Origin of the sequence: Crenothrix sp., from assembly GCF_043729335.1 — a bacterium.
Taxonomy (GTDB): Bacteria; Pseudomonadota; Gammaproteobacteria; order Methylococcales; family Methylomonadaceae; genus Crenothrix.
The window spans coordinates 13,760-30,235 of sequence record NZ_JAYTLQ010000006.1; the positions used below are offsets into that span (position 1 = coordinate 13,760).

At 43.9% G+C, this 16,476-nt stretch carries 12 protein-coding genes; 3 read left to right on the forward strand and 9 right to left on the reverse strand.

The features are described from left to right. Positions 1-132: 132 nt before the first annotated feature. From pstA to ACHZC4_RS02455, 3 genes are all read right to left on the reverse strand, one after another. Complete coding sequence (gene pstA, locus ACHZC4_RS02445; protein ID WP_394752187.1) at positions 133-1,788, reverse strand: phosphate ABC transporter permease PstA; 1,656 nt, start codon at positions 1,786-1,788, stop codon at positions 133-135. Beyond that, positions 1,785-4,079, reverse strand: coding sequence for an ABC transporter permease subunit (locus tag ACHZC4_RS02450; RefSeq protein WP_394752189.1), 2,295 nt, complete (start codon positions 4,077-4,079; stop codon positions 1,785-1,787). Before ACHZC4_RS02450 ends, pstA begins: the two co-directional genes overlap by 4 nt. Before the next feature lie 166 nt (positions 4,080-4,245). Beyond that, entirely contained in the window at positions 4,246-5,229 is a 984-nt protein-coding gene (locus ACHZC4_RS02455) for a PstS family phosphate ABC transporter substrate-binding protein (RefSeq protein ID WP_394752190.1), read from the reverse strand. Between the two features lie 312 nt (positions 5,230-5,541). On the opposite strand from ACHZC4_RS02455, the gene ACHZC4_RS02460 reads away from it, so the two are divergent. Then, entirely contained in the window at positions 5,542-6,240 is a 699-nt protein-coding gene (locus ACHZC4_RS02460; RefSeq protein ID WP_394752191.1) for a hypothetical protein, read from the forward strand. A 90-nt stretch (positions 6,241-6,330) separates the two neighbouring features. Here the strand turns inward: ACHZC4_RS02460 and ACHZC4_RS02465 are convergent, their stop codons facing one another. The 6 genes from ACHZC4_RS02465 to ACHZC4_RS02490 all read right to left on the reverse strand — a co-directional run bounded on the left by ACHZC4_RS02465 (position 6,331) and on the right by ACHZC4_RS02490 (position 14,780). Next, positions 6,331-6,621, reverse strand: a complete 291-nt coding sequence (locus tag ACHZC4_RS02465; RefSeq protein ID WP_394752192.1) for a hypothetical protein — start codon at positions 6,619-6,621, stop codon at positions 6,331-6,333. Between the two features lie 47 nt (positions 6,622-6,668). Next, positions 6,669-7,628 (reverse strand): glutaminyl-peptide cyclotransferase, encoded by a 960-nt coding sequence (locus ACHZC4_RS02470; protein ID WP_394752193.1) that lies wholly within the window; start codon positions 7,626-7,628, stop codon positions 6,669-6,671. 10 nt (positions 7,629-7,638) lie between these two features. Next, a complete protein-coding gene (locus tag ACHZC4_RS02475) occupies positions 7,639-8,199 on the reverse strand; it encodes an SRPBCC family protein (RefSeq protein ID WP_394752195.1) in 561 nt (186 codons plus the stop codon). Positions 8,200-8,527: 328 nt separating this feature from the next. Then, positions 8,528-13,045 (reverse strand): pilus assembly protein, encoded by a 4,518-nt coding sequence (locus ACHZC4_RS02480; protein ID WP_394752196.1) that lies wholly within the window; start codon positions 13,043-13,045, stop codon positions 8,528-8,530. Positions 13,046-13,111: 66 nt separating this feature from the next. Next, positions 13,112-13,657, reverse strand: a complete 546-nt coding sequence (locus ACHZC4_RS02485) for a PilX N-terminal domain-containing pilus assembly protein (protein WP_394752197.1) — start codon at positions 13,655-13,657, stop codon at positions 13,112-13,114. Between the two features lie 52 nt (positions 13,658-13,709). Next, positions 13,710-14,780 (reverse strand): PilW family protein, encoded by a 1,071-nt coding sequence (locus tag ACHZC4_RS02490; RefSeq protein ID WP_394752198.1) that lies wholly within the window; start codon positions 14,778-14,780, stop codon positions 13,710-13,712. Positions 14,781-14,994: 214 nt separating this feature from the next. Here ACHZC4_RS02490 and ACHZC4_RS02495 point away from each other — a divergent pair, with 214 nt between their 5' ends. Next, positions 14,995-15,927, forward strand: coding sequence for a hybrid sensor histidine kinase/response regulator (locus ACHZC4_RS02495; protein ID WP_394752199.1), 933 nt, complete (start codon positions 14,995-14,997; stop codon positions 15,925-15,927). Positions 15,928-16,027: 100 nt separating this feature from the next. Continuing rightward, the coding region (locus ACHZC4_RS02500; protein ID WP_394752200.1) for a winged helix-turn-helix domain-containing protein at positions 16,028-16,476 on the forward strand (449 nt) is incomplete at its 3' end.

The following is a 16,476-nucleotide window of genomic DNA, read 5'->3' on the forward strand; positions in this document are numbered from 1 at the left end:
GTCTATTGCATGGGTACGTGTTTGTTGTGCTGCCATTCGTTTAACCTTCTTGAAGTCGGTATTGGGTGTTAAATCAGGTCTAATTCATTGAAATACTTATAAGAACGCAACATTTTGCGCCTCTAGATGATACTAACCATCCAATGCACGGTATTTTTCACGCAGATTGTTTCTGATGACGATTGCCGCCAGATTCAAGCCGATAATCACCAGCACCAACAATAATGCAGTCGCATAGACTAAAGGACGCGCCGCTTCTACATTCGGGCTTTGAAAACCCACATCATAAATATGAAAACCCAAATGCATAAACTTTCTGTCCAGATGCAAAAACGGAAAGTTGCCATCCAGCGGCAATGTCGGTGCTAATTTAACTACACCGACCAACATTAATGGCGCAACTTCACCCGCAGCTCTTGCGACCGCTAAAATCATGCCGGTCATAATCGCCGGACTGGCCATGGGCAATACTGTTAGCCAAAGGGTTTCAAACTTAGTCGCACCCAATGCCAAACTACCTTCACGGATGGCTTTAGGAATACGCGCCAAACCTTCTTCAGTAGACACAATCACCACCGGCAACGTCAATAAAGCCAGGGTAATTGAGGCCCACATTAAGCCCGGCGTTCCAAAAACCGGCGCGGGCGCAGCTTCCGGATAAAAAATCCTGTCGATATTGCCGCCTAGAATATAAACAAAAAAACCTAAACCGAACACGCCATACACCACCGAGGGTACACCGGCCAAGTTATTAACGGCAATGCGAATCAAGCGGGTCACAAAACCTTGCTTGGCATATTCACGTAAATACACGGCCGCAACCACACCAAACGGGGTGACAATAAGCGACATAATAAGCACCATTAACACCGTACCAAAAATAGCCGGAAAAATTCCGCCTTCGGTATTGGCTTCACGCGGTTCATCGGTTAAAAATTCTTTTAGCTTGATGCAATAATGGCCAATTTTACCAAACATACTCATAGCGTTGGGTTGATAAACCCGCACCACCTTGGCCAACGGCACAGTAACACTCGCGCCACTGTCGGTTTTAGCCGTCAAACTGTAACGCCGAATGTTTTGATACAACTCGCCCAGTTGCTGCTGATATTGCTTATATTTATTATCGTAATCCGCTTTTTCTGTAGCCAGCTCTTTCTTGGCGGCAGCGTCCCATAAATTTGCCAGCTCCAGCTTTTTTTGCTTCAGCCTTAAGCGCTCCAGTCCATAATTAATCGCGCCAATTTCCTTTTTCTCTAGTTGGTGTATGGTATTAAAGACCGTTAACGATTCGGCTATTTTTTCCTGTAACACTGGCCATGCCTGCTCACCGGTGGCAATGACTTTATTATTGTCCTTAACCTCCAGTAATTGGCCATAAAAATTGCCCCACTCGCGGCGCTCAATGACCATTAAATCATCAGGGTAGCTTTGTTCTTTAATACGGCGTTGCTGTATCCAGCGAAAATCACTACCGGTAATATCACGGTTGCCGGTTTTTAACTGATACTGAATCAGGGCATCCTCATTTTCAGCCATTTTATAGCCCGCCGATTTTGCCGCCGCCAAAGAGGTCACGGTAGAATCAACTTTTTCACCAAATATAACAACCGGTTGGCCATTATCGCTTTCATAGACAAAACGGCCTACTTCGGCAGGCCAAAAATGGCCTATGCCGCGCACGGTAATCAAACCCAGTATGCCAACCACCATAATGAGGCAGGTGCTTACGGCGGCTGCGTTGAGCCATATCCACGGTTTACCACTTTTAAACCATAATTTCATCATAATGAACTGTATTTTTCACGTAACCGTTGGCGAATCACTTCGGCCAGCGTGTTAAAAACGAATGTAAAAGTAAATAGCACCAAAGCGGCTAAAAATAACACCCGATAATGAGTACTGTCGACTTCGGATTCCGGCATTTCCACCGCAATATTGGCGGCCAGTGTCCGTAATCCCTGAAAGATGCTCATGTCCATAACCGGTGTATTGCCGGTTGCCATTAAAACAATCATGGTTTCACCGACAGCTCTACCCAGGCCAATCATCACCGCCGAGAAAATACCCGGACTGGCGGTCAGTAACACTACTTTAGTCATGGTTTGCCAAGTGGTAGCACCCAACGCTAAAGAACCGACTGTCAAATGCTTGGGTACGCTAAAAATGGCATCTTCAGCAATAGAAAACATGGTAGGAATCACCGCAAAGCCCATGGCAATACCAACAATCAAAGCGTTGCGTTGATCGTAACCAATATTCAATTCGGTTTTCATCCAATCCCGCATCGAGCCATGAAATAACAGCATTTCCAGTGGCGCACTGATTTGAAAAGCCAGCCAGCCAGTAAATAAAATAACGGGGATTAAAAAGGCAGCATCCCAGCCATCAGGTATTTTTTCATGGATGGGTTTTGGTAAAAATTGCCACAGAAAAGCGAAAATCATCACCGCACAAGGCACAATCAGTATCAGTAAAAATAAGCCGGCCATGTTTTCTTCTACAAATGGCGCTAACCACAATCCGGCTAAAAAGCCCAAAATTACCGTGGGTAATGCTCCCATTAACTCAATGGTGGGTTTTACGTACTGACGCATACGTGGAGCCATGAAATACGCAGTATAAATAGCCCCCATTAACGCTAAAGGCATAGCGACCAACATGCTGTAAAACGCAGCCTTCAAAGTACCAAACACTAATGGCGTTAAGCTGTATTTAGGTTCAAAATCACTGCTGGCAGATGAAGATTGCCAAATATAATCAGGTTTAGGATAGCTTTCGTACCACACTTGCTGCCAAAGTGATTTCAGGGATACTTCAGGGTATTCATTTTTAACATTCCAGACATTTATTTTGCCGTTTTCCAACTGCACCAGCAAAGCATTGGCGCGTGGGGACAGCGCTGCTGCAACCGGAAAAGAGTCGCCTACCGATTTTTTCACCAACTCTCGCTCAGCAGTAGAACTATAAATACCCATTACACCATCAGCATCAATAGTAACAAAGCCTTTGCGGCGTTGCTCTGATTGTATGGCCACCACGGCTTTGTCGGACACTTTAAATGAACGAATTTTTTGCAGCGCTGAGCGGTTTAATTTATCCCGAACCATACTCCACTGCGACACCAAGCCGTTAGATTCGCCAATCAATAAAGACAAATCACCATTTAAAAACGCAACACGGGTAATTTTTTGGCCAGACTCCGCTACATTTTGGTGCTGTTTAAGGACGGGGTTGGTCTTGTCGGAAATATCAAACACACTCAACCGGCCATCACTGCCTACCAAATACAACGAAGTTTTGTTTCTATCGATAAATAACGCTTCAACACCCGCTGAGGGCATATCCAAAAACGCATCACTACGTTTTAAGGCGGTTTCTTCAGCAAATAACGAGGATTCTTTTTCGAAATGGGTCAGGCGAATTTTACCTGGGCTCTGGGCAGTATCAGCTGTTTTGGCCACAATCGTTGTGGCATTGTCACCTGCGGTCACCGCTATTTTTTCCAGAGCAGCGCCGGTATCATCCAGTATTAATGGCTGATCGCCAGAAGGATAAAACAATGAAGGAGTAATGACCCGCACATTGTTAACGTAAGTGACTTTATACTGATGTTTGACGATAACCGCTCGTCCGTTGGATAAACCGTACACCACCGTACCTTCACTGATAGGGCTGGCTTGGGAAAAGCTGGTGATCTGTATGCCTGCCGGTATATTCACTTTTTGGCTGAGTAAAGTTTTGCCAGTGGCCACATCAAAAAAGATGATTTGCCCCTTATCAGTAAATCGGGCAGCCACTTTGTTTTGCTCTTCCATGTCCAGCAACACGGTTTTGCCGCTGGCGGGTTCCGGCACGTCATATTGACTGATCGAATTAGCGCTGGCCGGCAAAAACAAGGGGAAAACCACATACAGTAAATAAAAGAAGATCAGTACTACGGCAATAATCACCGACAACCCCCCCAATATTACGCCGTAACGTGCGATAGAATCTTTCAGCAAGCGCCATCGTTCGTGAATATCACGATCGGATTTTGCTATAGATGACTTTTTTTTCTGTGTGTTGAGTTCCGACATGTCAATAGTCTAAGATTTAAATGTGACAATGATATAACAAAAGCAAAAAAAACGGCCGAGATTTGATTTACAAATCTCAGCCGCTATTTTTTCCTACAAAATATTTTCTATATGAATTTCGATGCAATATTTCAAATCAGCAGCGCACTATCCACCAGAAATCTATTTACTTAAGTGTTGTTAATATTTTCTCTACAACAGTTGCAGGTAATGGCACATACCCATCTTTTATGACCACTTCTTGGCCGACTTTTGATAAGACCAGCTTAATAAATTCATTTTCTAAAGGCGCTAGCGGCGCATTAGGTTTTTTATTAACATAAATATATAAATAACGGGTTAATGGATAGCTGCCGTTAAGTGCATTTTCAGGTGTTGCCTCTATAAAAGCATCTCCGGTTTTTTTAGCCAGCGGCACCATTTTGATACCAGAGGTGACGTAACCCATACCCGAATAACCAATACCGTTAGTAGATGACGTCACAGATTGTACAACAGAAGCTGAACCTGGCTGCTCATTTACGTTACTTTTAAAATCACCTTTACATAAAGCGTTTTCTTTAAAATATCCGTAAGTACCGGAAACTGAGTTACGTCCGTATAACTGAATTGACTTCGCGCCCCATTCAGTTACGCCCGCTTCTCCCCATTTGGTAATGTCGCTTGCACCACCGCATTTGCGTGTCGATGAGAAAATCGCATCAACCTGCGCAATAGACAAGCCTTTAATAGGATTATCTTTATTGACTAAAACGCCCAAGGCATCAATAGCTACAGGGATAGCTGTCGGTTTATAGCCATGCTCGCTTTCAAATGCTTCGAGCTCGTCATCTTTCATTTCACGACTCATGGGGCCAAGATTTGCTGTGCCTTCTGTTAAGGCAGGCGGCGCAGTTGAAGACCCCGCTGCTTGAATCTGAATATTTACGTTAGGGTATTCTCGATTAAATGCTTCGGCCCATAACGTCATTAAGTTTGCCAATGAATCAGAGCCTACGCTAGACAAATTTCCGGAAACACCACTGGCTTTTTGATAATCAGGTAAGCCTGCATCCACAGTTTGCACAGCGCCTGCTGTACTCGACATTAAAACGCCAGAAGTCAGGCTTATTGCGGCAATCAAACATTTGGTTTTAAAAAATAATTTCATTCTCGACTCTCAAAAATAATCTATTGATGGGGCACGTCATAAAAACACACGCCAATCATATCGACTTTATATGACAACATTATGACAAGACTTTATTTTTCTGTTTTTTCCCGATATAAAAAAGCAAGCAACACATCGTATGGAAAAAAACATTCAATTATTCAATTTATTGCAGCGTTTTTAAGGTTTATAAAGCGATAGCTGTCAATTTTAATAGGCTTGATTATCTGGATATAGGCTGCGAATCATGTACTACACTTTACGCGTGTACCATGATGTACACGTTTTATGTTAAATAAAAGGGATTAAACGATGAATATGATTAAAATACTGACTCTCATTGCGCTTGTGTCGGGGTTGTTAATTAACAACCCCGCGTGGGCAAATTTAATTGTCATTGATGATTTTTCTGTAGCTCAAGGGCCATTAGCAGATAGGACAGCAAATGGAGTAGGTGAGACGCTTATCAACAGTGTACGCACACTAACGCACCAATGGCTTATAGCAGATCCCATGCCGACAAGTAGAGTACAAATAGGGGCGGGTTACCTGGATGCCAATAATGGCGCTGGCGAGGACAGTCAGGTGATTATTTCCTGGCTGCTAAATCCTGGCTTATTGCCTGCAACCATAATAAATCCGGAGTATGCTTTTGCGGTGATTAAAGTGGACGATAATGCGACTAACATCCATTTCTCATTTAATAATATCGCTTTGGCAAATTTTATGATGCCAGGTCCTGTGAATAACCAATTTTTATCATTTGCAATGGATGATATTCAGCAGGCAAATCTTAATCTGGGGGGCGTTTTACAATTAAAAATTGATGGCTCGCCAGGATGGGATATGAAGCTTGATACCTTTGGATTTTTCTATTCTCCAGCAATGCCTGTACCTGAATTTAGCCTCAGTGGATTAATTGCTTTTGGCTTAGCAGGCCTTGGTTTTTCGCGCACGCGCAAAAGAAAGTTTATTGGCAATACCTATAACACGCCATTGGCAAACTTATAAAAGAATAAGCTAACACCGATTACGCCCACAGTTAGGGCTTGTCCAGGGAGGGGCGTAATTTGAGTTCAATACATCAATCACACAATAAGCTTATTCTGCAATATCAACCCATTCAGTTAACGCAGCAATAATGCTTTTAGCTTGATCCTTACTGGAAATATTAAACTTGGATTTCTGTTTGTATTCACCGTTTTGTTTTTGATAACGGCGGATAGTGTATTTGTCAGGGCCGTATTCTTCTTTAGCACGGTTCCAGTCTTGATACCGGTACATCACCGTCGCCCACGCGCCTTTAGTCAGCACTTTTTTATCCAGTTCTTTGATCGTTTCAATACCGTCATCCTGGTATGTTACGGTTAAATCATCCACGGTTTCAGCCATAAATCCTCTAAGTCATACAAATATAGTTATAATTTACAAGTGTAGCATTACTTGCTAAAAAACTGTCCAAAGCCACGCGCACCTTCACCGACTTTAATGGTATCGACAACCTGTAAGGTTTTTACATCAAGCACCGACACCGTGCTGTCAAACCAGTTAGCCACGTAAACATGCCGATCATCAGGATGCGTACTGATACCTTCCGGTTTTTCACCAACGTCAATAACGGCCATTTGCTTAAAGGTTTCCGTGTCGATAACAGATACGCTGTTATCGGTCTGATTAGTGACCAATAGACGGCTGTCATTGAGTGCCAAAGTAACCGCATAAGGCAGGCTGCCTACTTTAATAGTAGCAATAGGCTTCATCGACGCGGCGTCCAGCACGGTAACATCGTCGCTTTCGACATTGGCGGTATACAAACGATCGCCACTTTGTGTAGTAATGATACCAAACGGATGCTTACCTACCGCCGTAGTTTGTTTAACCGTTAAGGTTTCGGTGGATATTTTAGAAACCGAATCACTGCCGCGATTAGCCACATATAACCAACGGTTATCAGGACTCACTATCAGACCTGACGGTGATTCACCGACGGTAATTATTTTGATTACTTTTAAGGTTTGGGCGCTAACGACCGACACGGTATTGTTATACCAGTCAGCAACATAAATGCGTTGGCCTTCATGGTCTACAGCAATACCCAAAGCGCCTTCGCTGACGGTTACCTTATTTACTACGCCATGACTTTTAGCATCCAAAACCGAAAAACCGTGCGCTTCCGGTGTACTGACATACACCTTGTCGCCTGCGGGTGCTACGGCAATACCCGCAGGTTTTCCGCTTAGCTTAACGGTATAAATAACGGTACGTTTTTCTGCATCAATGATGGAAACACTATCATCCAACTGGTTGCTGATGTAAGCATAGGGTGCAGCCAAACTTGCACTGCACCTTAATGCTGTAACAATCGCCAGCGTTACGGGTATGCGTTTTAGTCGCAACACCACAAGCGCCTTATTTTTCCGCCAAGGTTTTCAAATTGGCCAAACCGGCTTTAAATACATCAGCAACGGCGTTGTTAGCGGCATCTTCGTTCATTTCAGCGGGTGGATTGTTGTTGGTATAGGCACGGTAATAAGCGCCTTTCCAGGTGACGACAGAAGTATCGCCTTTGGCTTCAACGCCAATGTTGGCGGTGTAGTTGTCTACCGGTAATACGGGGACTTTTTCTTCATTTCCGGCATGAGTAATGGTTTTTGCAGTGCTCATTTCGGTAATTTTGTAGCCGTAAGTCATTTTATCGGCATCGTATTTTTTTAATTCTTCGGTAATGGTGCCGCCATCTAAGGTTAATACACGTATTGAACCTATTTCATTACCTTTGTCAGCCTTAGTATTTTTAATAGCAGGATGCCAGGACATATCGCCATAATCCTTAATAATGCCCCATACTTTTGCAGCCGGTGCATTAATCGTAATTTCTTGATCGGCTTTTTGGCGCACAGGGCCATGTGCGTTAGCTACAGAGGCAAAACTAAACATCAAAACAGGTAAAAATAACAGGCTCTTTTTCATGGTAACTTCCTTAATGGGAATGTAAAAATAAACGTTGGCATTATATGATAACTCGACCTAACAATCATTAACAGCACGCAGTTAAGCGTTGTTTACTATGTTCTAAGGCTAATTTTACGTACTCATTCAGTCCCCCTCTTTGAAAAAGAGGGAGGTGAATGAATACAATTTTAGGCTACCAACGCGGGACAGGTTGCTCCTTCTCCCTGAGGGAGAAGGCTGGGATGAGGGTAATTTAAACTTCCCCTCACCCAACCATCTCCCTCCGGAGAGGACTTTTGTCCCGCCTTAAGTTGAAGGCTAATTTTACAAGGAAAATAGTCCGTTTTTAGCGTATTTGTGACCAGGATTGTCGGCCGCTAATGTTTCTACCTCCTGTTTCTATAACGGGTGTGCCGCCGGTCATTTTGTATTCCTTGTCTTCAGCAGGATTTGCGCTTCTGACGATAGCGGGTTTTTTAACCATGCCTTTGCCAAGCTGTAAGCCCGATACTACGATAAGCTTTCCGGCTTCACTGATTTGGTCATCTTTATTGATAAAACCATCGCCGGTGATATCAAAGGGAGGCTGTGTTAAACGCTTGCCGTTTAAGGCATTAAGCTCCATTAACCACGGCGTGCCTTGTGTGTCACAGCCGGCATTATTGGGCGTATAAGTTGTAAAAATAATTCTTTGATTGCGTAATATGGCCTCACTAATCACTCTTTCGCCGACAGCTGTCCCTGGAACCGGCGGCTTAAGCAAATCGATATACCAGCCTTTTTTCTCTGGATATAGCACATCATTAGCCGATGTTTTTCGGATTATAACGCCATTGCCGATATCCGATTGCCTATCAATGGTCTGGGCAACCAGTGCAGAGCGGCCCACGATAGGGGTGTTAGTACATTCCCCTGTGGTGCCGGCATAGTGTACGCATTCATCCCAAATACCGTAAAAGCTCTGGGTTTGGGTGTTGCTATCAATCACATTGTCGCCCGTTTGAAAATAACTGCCAGTGCCAAAATACAGCAGTATGCCATTATCCGGATGCGTGGCAACTACCGGTTTAACGGTTATCGGTTGGCCTGGCTGGCTGGCTATTTTGGCGGTAAATAAAGGTGCGACTGCATTATTGTTAGTAAAAGCCACGGCCCAATCATTCGGATTAGCACTGCTGACATCAAATTTCCACACGTTGCCGTGTAAATCACCCGCATAAATGGCATCAATAATACTGTCTTTATTGGCATCCACAGCAAGCGGTGTTGATAAGCCGTTATCGCCAGTCGTTTCGGTATCGATGGAACGGATCAAGCTGCCACTTTTAATATCAACAATATATAACACCGCACGCTGGCTAATGCTGTTGTAGCCATTACCAAAAATAGCGGCAAATTGGCCGTTAGCCATACGCACCACACTCGCCTGACCCAAGGTATACCCCAAATTATTGCTAAACCCATATTGCCGGGGCGTGTTGTTTAAATCATCGGGTAAATCTATGGTAAAGGGAGCATTTTTATCATTGATTTCCCACAAAATACCTTTGCTTGAAAACACCGGTTCAGGCACGCTGTAATCAGCGGTATTTAAAAAAGTAATGTCGAGAGAAAATATACCTTTGCCCCCTGCCCCCAGCGTACCCACTAATACGGTACGCCATTCTTTTTGGGTATTATTGTCGCTGTCAAAATAAGCATCGCCGACTACGGGTGAGTCATCAACAAAATATTTATGTTGCCCGGGTGCGGTATAGGTAGGTGCAGTTAACGCAGCAAGATTTTTCATGATTGTACTGGGTACATAAGCAAACAGCTCTTTGCCGCCATCAGTTGCATCAGAAGAAGCATTGAACACATGCAACATGCCATCGTTTGCGCCGACAGCCAGCATGGGTATTCTATTTAGCATAGCCGAACTGCTAATATAGTTTAAATATTCGCTGCCTTCAGCGTTAGCAAGACGTTCGTAGCCATTGTTACTGGGGCCAATGTACAAAGGACTTGAATTAACAATATCTCCCAGTAACTGATTGCCAGCATTGGTTGTTCCGCCAGTATCGGTTCTGGCTCTAAAAGGACCGACAGGTGCTTCATTGCTTTGGTCGCCACGGATATAATTGAGTTGAGATTCGGTTAACAGGGCTTGCTGAGCAGTGCTTAAGTTGGCGTATTGGAAATCAATACCTTTAGCAGACAGCGTTGGGTTATAGCTAAAAATGTTACGGTTGCTGCCTTGGCTTATCAGTTTTTCGCCAGCACTCCATTTTTGGGTTTTAGTCACTGTGCGATTGGTTTCCATAAGCGAATACGCCAACAGCTGGCTTGTCCAGGTTGTACTGTCAAACTTAGCCTCAAATAACAAACTGCCTGTATTGACTGATCCAGAATTACTGGCTACGGAAGTGGATGAACTGCCGGTTTTGGTGATTTCGGCCAAAACCTTATCCAAAGAAATTTCCGCTTGCTTGGGATTGATTGAAAAAAAGTATTTGTCAGGCACGCCATCGGCAATCGACAAGCCGGTAGTATTGTTAACGCTATCCCATTCTGCCACTTCATCGGGGGTGTTGTCCGCGTTGCCGTCAATAAAGCCGCCCCACTGGCTAGCATAAAACAAAGGCTCCTGTAGATTACTGGCGGTAGAACTGCCAACACTGTAACTGACCATACTTGCGGTATCTTCAACATTACACGCACCGCAATCAGCATTAGCTAAACCATAGGCATCTTTGTAAGCAAAGTTATTAATCCCTGAATGCGCATGAAAGCCGTCTTTATCTGTTCCGCTGATAATATAGCCAAAGCCCATAGTGTTAGCCGAAGATTGCGCAATCACATCAGTCGTTATCGCCACTGTATTCGAACTAACATCGTAGTTAATAATACCCCACATATCCTGATCGAAATCGCCACCTTGTTCGCTGTCTTCCCAGTTAACATACAGCTTTCCAATCTCATGACCAGGGGTACTGGTTTGACTAACAATTTTAAAATCGACGATAGCACAACTGCCATTAATACTGGTATTGCGGCAAGCCGGCAGTAAGGTAATTTTTTTAGTGCTGTTGGGAATGTTAATTTCAAGCTTGGGTTTATTTTGCGACAACGCCAGACCATACGTGGTCACCAGTTGCTTATCGGTGCGATCAGTTCGAATATCGTGGGTATGGGCGTAATGCGCTAGGCCACTTATATAATAGGAACCCCCAAGACTGGGCTCTTCCGGACACACGCCACGCACTTTGCTCAAGGCAGTTACGGTTTTTTCTGTACATAACTTGTTATTCTCGCTACCGTTTTCGCCAACAAAATAAGGCTTTCCCGTTATGCCTGCACCATCCCCAACCTTATCGGTAAGCGTGTCCACATCGCTGACACTAATATCGCTCACACCCGATAACTCATCGGCATCATAAGAACTGGTGGCCGCATTAAATTGAATAACGTTAAGCGCGGCACAATAATCGGGAGTATCTATCGGATCGATTACTGAAGCTTGGGTTAAGCCATCAATACGGCTTGCATCATCCGGATCTGGCGCAAAATCAGGTGTTGCACTTTTACCTGCCAGATAACGCAAAGATTCTAGGAAAATTTCCGACTGTGGATTACCCCAATTGCTGCACTGGCCATTATTAAAAGCCGTTAAACCCCAGTTGCAATTATCACTGCCCGTTGCTTGTGGCGAAGTGCTGTTATAAGTACCGTTGGTATCTTGTGTGCCGCCGGTATGGCGATAACCATAAATACGTAATTTATTGAGGGTATTGATGATGCCGCCATCAACAGGCGCTGATTTAAAAGTACCATCGCTCGCCACATTAATTTCATCCGATAACACACTGGCATTTTTACGCAATACACCACCGGATTTGTTTTTTCCATACGATCCGGTCATCAGCCCAAAACGCATTCTATCTTCATCGCCATAGGTTTGCAGCAAACCCACCGGCTTTAAAGCGCTGTCGCCTGTTGTAGCATTGTTATAGCCTTTACAATTTTCGTTGCCTTTTAAGTCGGCATCAACGCAGACATTAACACGCACCATATAATCCTGCTCACCCAATCCGTTAGTGACTTTAGCAGGGTTGCCGATCGCTGCATTAATGCCGGATATGCCAGGATTATTACCGTTACTGATTGCATCAAAGTCCATTTTCTTAGCTTCTTCGTCCCAAAGACATTGCCAGCGTTCATTGGCTGCCCATAAAGAATGATTACCTTTGGCAACACGCATTAACGGCGGATCGGTAACCTGCTGTGAAAACGTACTATTGGAAACAGTGGTATTACACAGCGTAATGCCCTCAGATTGCGTAAAAGGCGTAAGCTGTGCCAGATCGCTACCTTGATAAAACTTTGCAAAACTGTGGGCATCGTTGGGTAAATAACTGCGTTCCAGTTCTGTTTCAGTCGCGTTATCAACTGATCGAAGCCCGCCATAAAGCATCTTACGGATAGTATCGATGCGCGTCATGCTGGCCCAATTGAGGAAATTGCCACTCCAGTGTCCAGAGCAGTATTTATTAATGCTGATTGTGGTGGGTGTAAAGCGGTTATTAACGTAGTCGTAGCATTTATTACTGTCGAAATAACCGTAATAATCAAAGCTATGTTTATAGGTGGTTTCAGGAATGCCATCGCCATCAAGGTCGGAATAATCATCAAAAGCTTTAAAATACAGTTGATGATCTTTAGGTATGTTTAACATAACAATGGGCAATGCAGCCGGCACTAAAGATAACGGTGTTTGGGAGATATTTAGTGCGGCTAAAGCGTCTGGCGTTATCAACAGGCTGAATAACCCTGCTGTCAGTGGTCTTTTAAGCGCTGCAAAACTTAATGTTCCGTGTCTATTCATGCTAAAAATACTCGCTGTCAAGGAGCTATCCGGTGATAAAACTAACGCTTTGAGAGGGTCTGTCACTTAATGAGTTAAGCCTGGTTCTAGGTTGTATATGGATTGCAATATCACTACGGCATCGGCTGTTGTCCCTGGGGCGTAAGCGGTAATTCTATAGAGGCCGGTAGGCATACACTGGATAACGTATTTAGATTGCAGGGGATTATCTGGATGACAAATTGCATTGGGCGCATTATTAACACTATCGACACATAAAACATCGGTTCCCGACCAAACACTGTCGGCTCCTAGGTTAATGAGTGGCTCTTTTGTTTTAAAAAGACCGTCAGTCTGACTTTCTTGAAGGCAGTTGAAAAATTTCCCCTCGCTCATATTGTGATTCAAAGCTCTTACCTTATCTTCACCGGCTTTTAAAGCCGCTTCAGCCGCCTGAAAAGCCATATTTTTATCGCGCATATTACCGGCCATTTTTTCTTCAAGACTGGTGGTTTGCATACCGGTCAAACCCAGGAGCGTAAGCAATACCAATATAATCAAGCTGACAACCAGCACCACACCAGATTGATTTTTATAAGAAACAGTAATTCTTTTACCCTGTGCTTTCGTCATTTAATTACGATTTAATACGGTAGTAGATTCACCACGGAGGCTCAATGCTGGTCTATTTGAGCGGATTACGCAGTGCGATTGTTGAGGTAAATACACGTCTTATTTTTCTGTCTTCTGGTGTTTTCTTTTCACCATCAAAGAAATACGGCAAAGGATGGGCTGTCACATTGTCATCCAGCGTTGCCAACAAAAGACTGATACGAACAGCAATGACCTTATCCCAATTTTTATTTTTATTAACGTCATCCGCGTTGACATAGTAATTGGGGCTCAAGTCAGCATCTGCGGTATCGACACCGTATAAAACCTGCATTTGCTCCACGCCATCGACTAATTGCAAGTCATCAGAGCTTACTGCCCCATTCGCCCTTCGGTAAAGCAGCTTTTCATTATTTGCATTTGTTGCTACGTAATAGCTGATGACCTTAACCGCATGAACTTTAGCATTTTGGTAAGCCTTTGTTAAATGGTCATATTTATTACGTGGGGTTGTTGCTTCTGTAACCGTTTCAGGGGGAGCAGCGATAACATGCTCAAGGGGATTTCCTGTGTTGGTAACCTGAAAAGCCTCAGCAGAGGTACAATCTGTTGCAATAACAAGCGAACCTTTTGTAATGCCCGCTTCTTCCAACTGGTCGCTCGTTGCAGCCAATTGTAAATTAGCCGCGGCTGAGCCATGGTTAATCACTGAAAAGCCTTGCGCATCCAGTTTACGGATTACTAAAATATCTGAGCCTTCCAGCACCTGATCAAACCCCGATTTAGGAAAAACAGAAGGTAAATCAGGAAGCCATGTTTTTGAAGGCATTGCCTCAAAACCTTCCACAGTGGGTTCCAGCTTATGGAAAAACCCTGGGTTGCTTAACCTGGCCATCGAAGGTACTTTAGGAGAGCATCCCCAATAACCGGCCATGCGGACATCCTGGCTAATAAAGTCAATTGCAAAACGGCCATTTTCTTGCAAACGCGCCAGATTTTCCTGCACTCTGTAAATCTGCCTGCTGCTGGAAAAAATCTGCAAGATACCATTGAGAAAAAACACCCCAATCGCCATGGCTACCATAAGTTCTACCATCGTAAAACCCTTGTTACTGCGGTAGGTACGGAAACAAAAACCGATCATAACATAGCTTGTAAAAATAAATAATCAAGGAAAAATAGCAAATATACCCAGAATCATGGCAAACGTCAGTATATACTTAAAATAGCTGCGGCATGTATTGTTGCTTATAGGCTATTCAACTAAGGACTACCGGTTCAAAGGGGGGAAGTGAATACTTACTCTAAGTCTGGTGGAATCTGGCAAGCTATCGTTAACGCTTGAAACGGTATCGCTGATGAGTATCATAGATGAATGTAAAGCCATGGTAGAGCCGCAAGCGCAACAAAAAAACATCAGCCTCAACCTAGAGTCTTTTAACTGCGACCGGTTTATCTCAGCGGATAAAACGCGGTTAAAGCAGGTACTGATCAATCTGCTGTCTAATGCCATTAAATATAACCGCCAACACGGCAGCGTTGAAATAAACTGTATCGAAAGCACTACAGAACGTTTGCGCATTAGCATTAAAGACACCGGTACGGGCTTGTCTGCTGAAAATATGGCACAACTGTTTCAGCCATTTAACCGTTTGGGACAAGAAACCGGCGTTGAGGAAGGTACCGGTATTGGTCTGGTGGTCACTAAAAAATTAATTGAATTAATGGGTGGCAGTATTGGTGTGGAAAGCACGGTGGGTGTGGGCAGCGAATTCTGGATTGAAGTCATTCAGGCGGTAACGCCACAAAATAGCGCTAAGCCACTACTGTTTTCAGAGCCGGTGCCGCAAGACCACGCCATCGTGGGATCGTATACTTTGCTGTATGTAGAAGATAATCCGACCAACCTGAAGCTGGTTGAGCATATTATTGATAGCTACCCGCATTTGCGTTTACTGAGTGCGGCTAATGCTTCTTTGGGAATAGAAATTGCAAGAGCCCATCTGCCGGATGTGATTTTAATGGACATTAATCTGCCCGGTATTAGTGGTATAAAAGCCCTGAAAATCCTGCGCAACGATGCGATAACCCAGCATATTCCTGTTATTGCCCTCAGTGCCAATGCCATGCCCAGCGATATTGAGAAAGGATTGAAAGCAGGATTTTGCCATTACCTTACCAAGCCCATTAAAATCAATGAACTGATGAAGGCATTGGACGAGGCATTGGAATTATGCAAAACGCACCCAGGTATTACTTATTCAGTGCCCTGTTTGAAAAAGGGGAAGTGAATACTTACTAAATATTTAAATATAAATTACTCCCATTTGATTTTAAAACCGTCCGCCCCCAAATTGTAGGTAAAGCAGAAGTAGATTTAGGGAGGATAAAATGTACCGCAGAATACGACTTCAGCATTATGCACCACAGGATCGGGACATCTGGCAAAGACAGTACTACAACCATCAAAAGTACTGGCAACGGAGGCGATTGTTAGCCCTGAAAACGATTTGGGATGGGCAAACTTTAGCAGAAGTTTGCCGTCAACAAAAGATTCGTCGGCACACATTGACAGATTGGCTCGATAGTTATTTGCACGGAGGTTACGATAACTTGCTCAAGCGAGCCACTGTTGAAAGAAAACAGCTTTTAACGTTACAGAAACAACGGATTGTGCGCTACATCATTTTATACAAAATGCCAGTAGACTATGGGATTGACAGTTATCAATGGACAGCAGAACATGTCCGTACCGTCATTGAACAAAAGTGGCAGATTAAAATAAGCTGTGCCCGGTTGTATCAGCTCTTTGATAAATGGGGCTTATCCTTACAAAAGGT

What these genes read in the sequence shown, in the direction of transcription:
- ACHZC4_RS02495 (WP_394752199.1), top strand. Translation starts at nt 14,995, where the DNA reads ATGAGTATCATAGATGAATGTAAAGCCATGGTAGAGCCGCAAGCGCAA.
- ACHZC4_RS02485 (WP_394752197.1), bottom strand. Translation starts at nt 13,657, where the DNA reads ATGACGAAAGCACAGGGTAAAAGAATTACTGTTTCTTATAAAAATCAA.
- ACHZC4_RS02465 (WP_394752192.1), bottom strand. Translation starts at nt 6,621, where the DNA reads ATGGCTGAAACCGTGGATGATTTAACCGTAACATACCAGGATGACGGT.
- ACHZC4_RS02455 (WP_394752190.1), bottom strand. Translation starts at nt 5,229, where the DNA reads ATGAAATTATTTTTTAAAACCAAATGTTTGATTGCCGCAATAAGCCTG.
- ACHZC4_RS02480 (WP_394752196.1), bottom strand. Translation starts at nt 13,045, where the DNA reads ATGAATAGACACGGAACATTAAGTTTTGCAGCGCTTAAAAGACCACTG.
- ACHZC4_RS02450 (WP_394752189.1), bottom strand. Translation starts at nt 4,079, where the DNA reads ATGTCGGAACTCAACACACAGAAAAAAAAGTCATCTATAGCAAAATCC.
- ACHZC4_RS02460 (WP_394752191.1), top strand. Translation starts at nt 5,542, where the DNA reads ATGAATATGATTAAAATACTGACTCTCATTGCGCTTGTGTCGGGGTTG.
- ACHZC4_RS02490 (WP_394752198.1), bottom strand. Translation starts at nt 14,780, where the DNA reads ATGATCGGTTTTTGTTTCCGTACCTACCGCAGTAACAAGGGTTTTACG.
- pstA (WP_394752187.1), bottom strand. Translation starts at nt 1,788, where the DNA reads ATGATGAAATTATGGTTTAAAAGTGGTAAACCGTGGATATGGCTCAAC.
- ACHZC4_RS02475 (WP_394752195.1), bottom strand. Translation starts at nt 8,199, where the DNA reads ATGAAAAAGAGCCTGTTATTTTTACCTGTTTTGATGTTTAGTTTTGCC.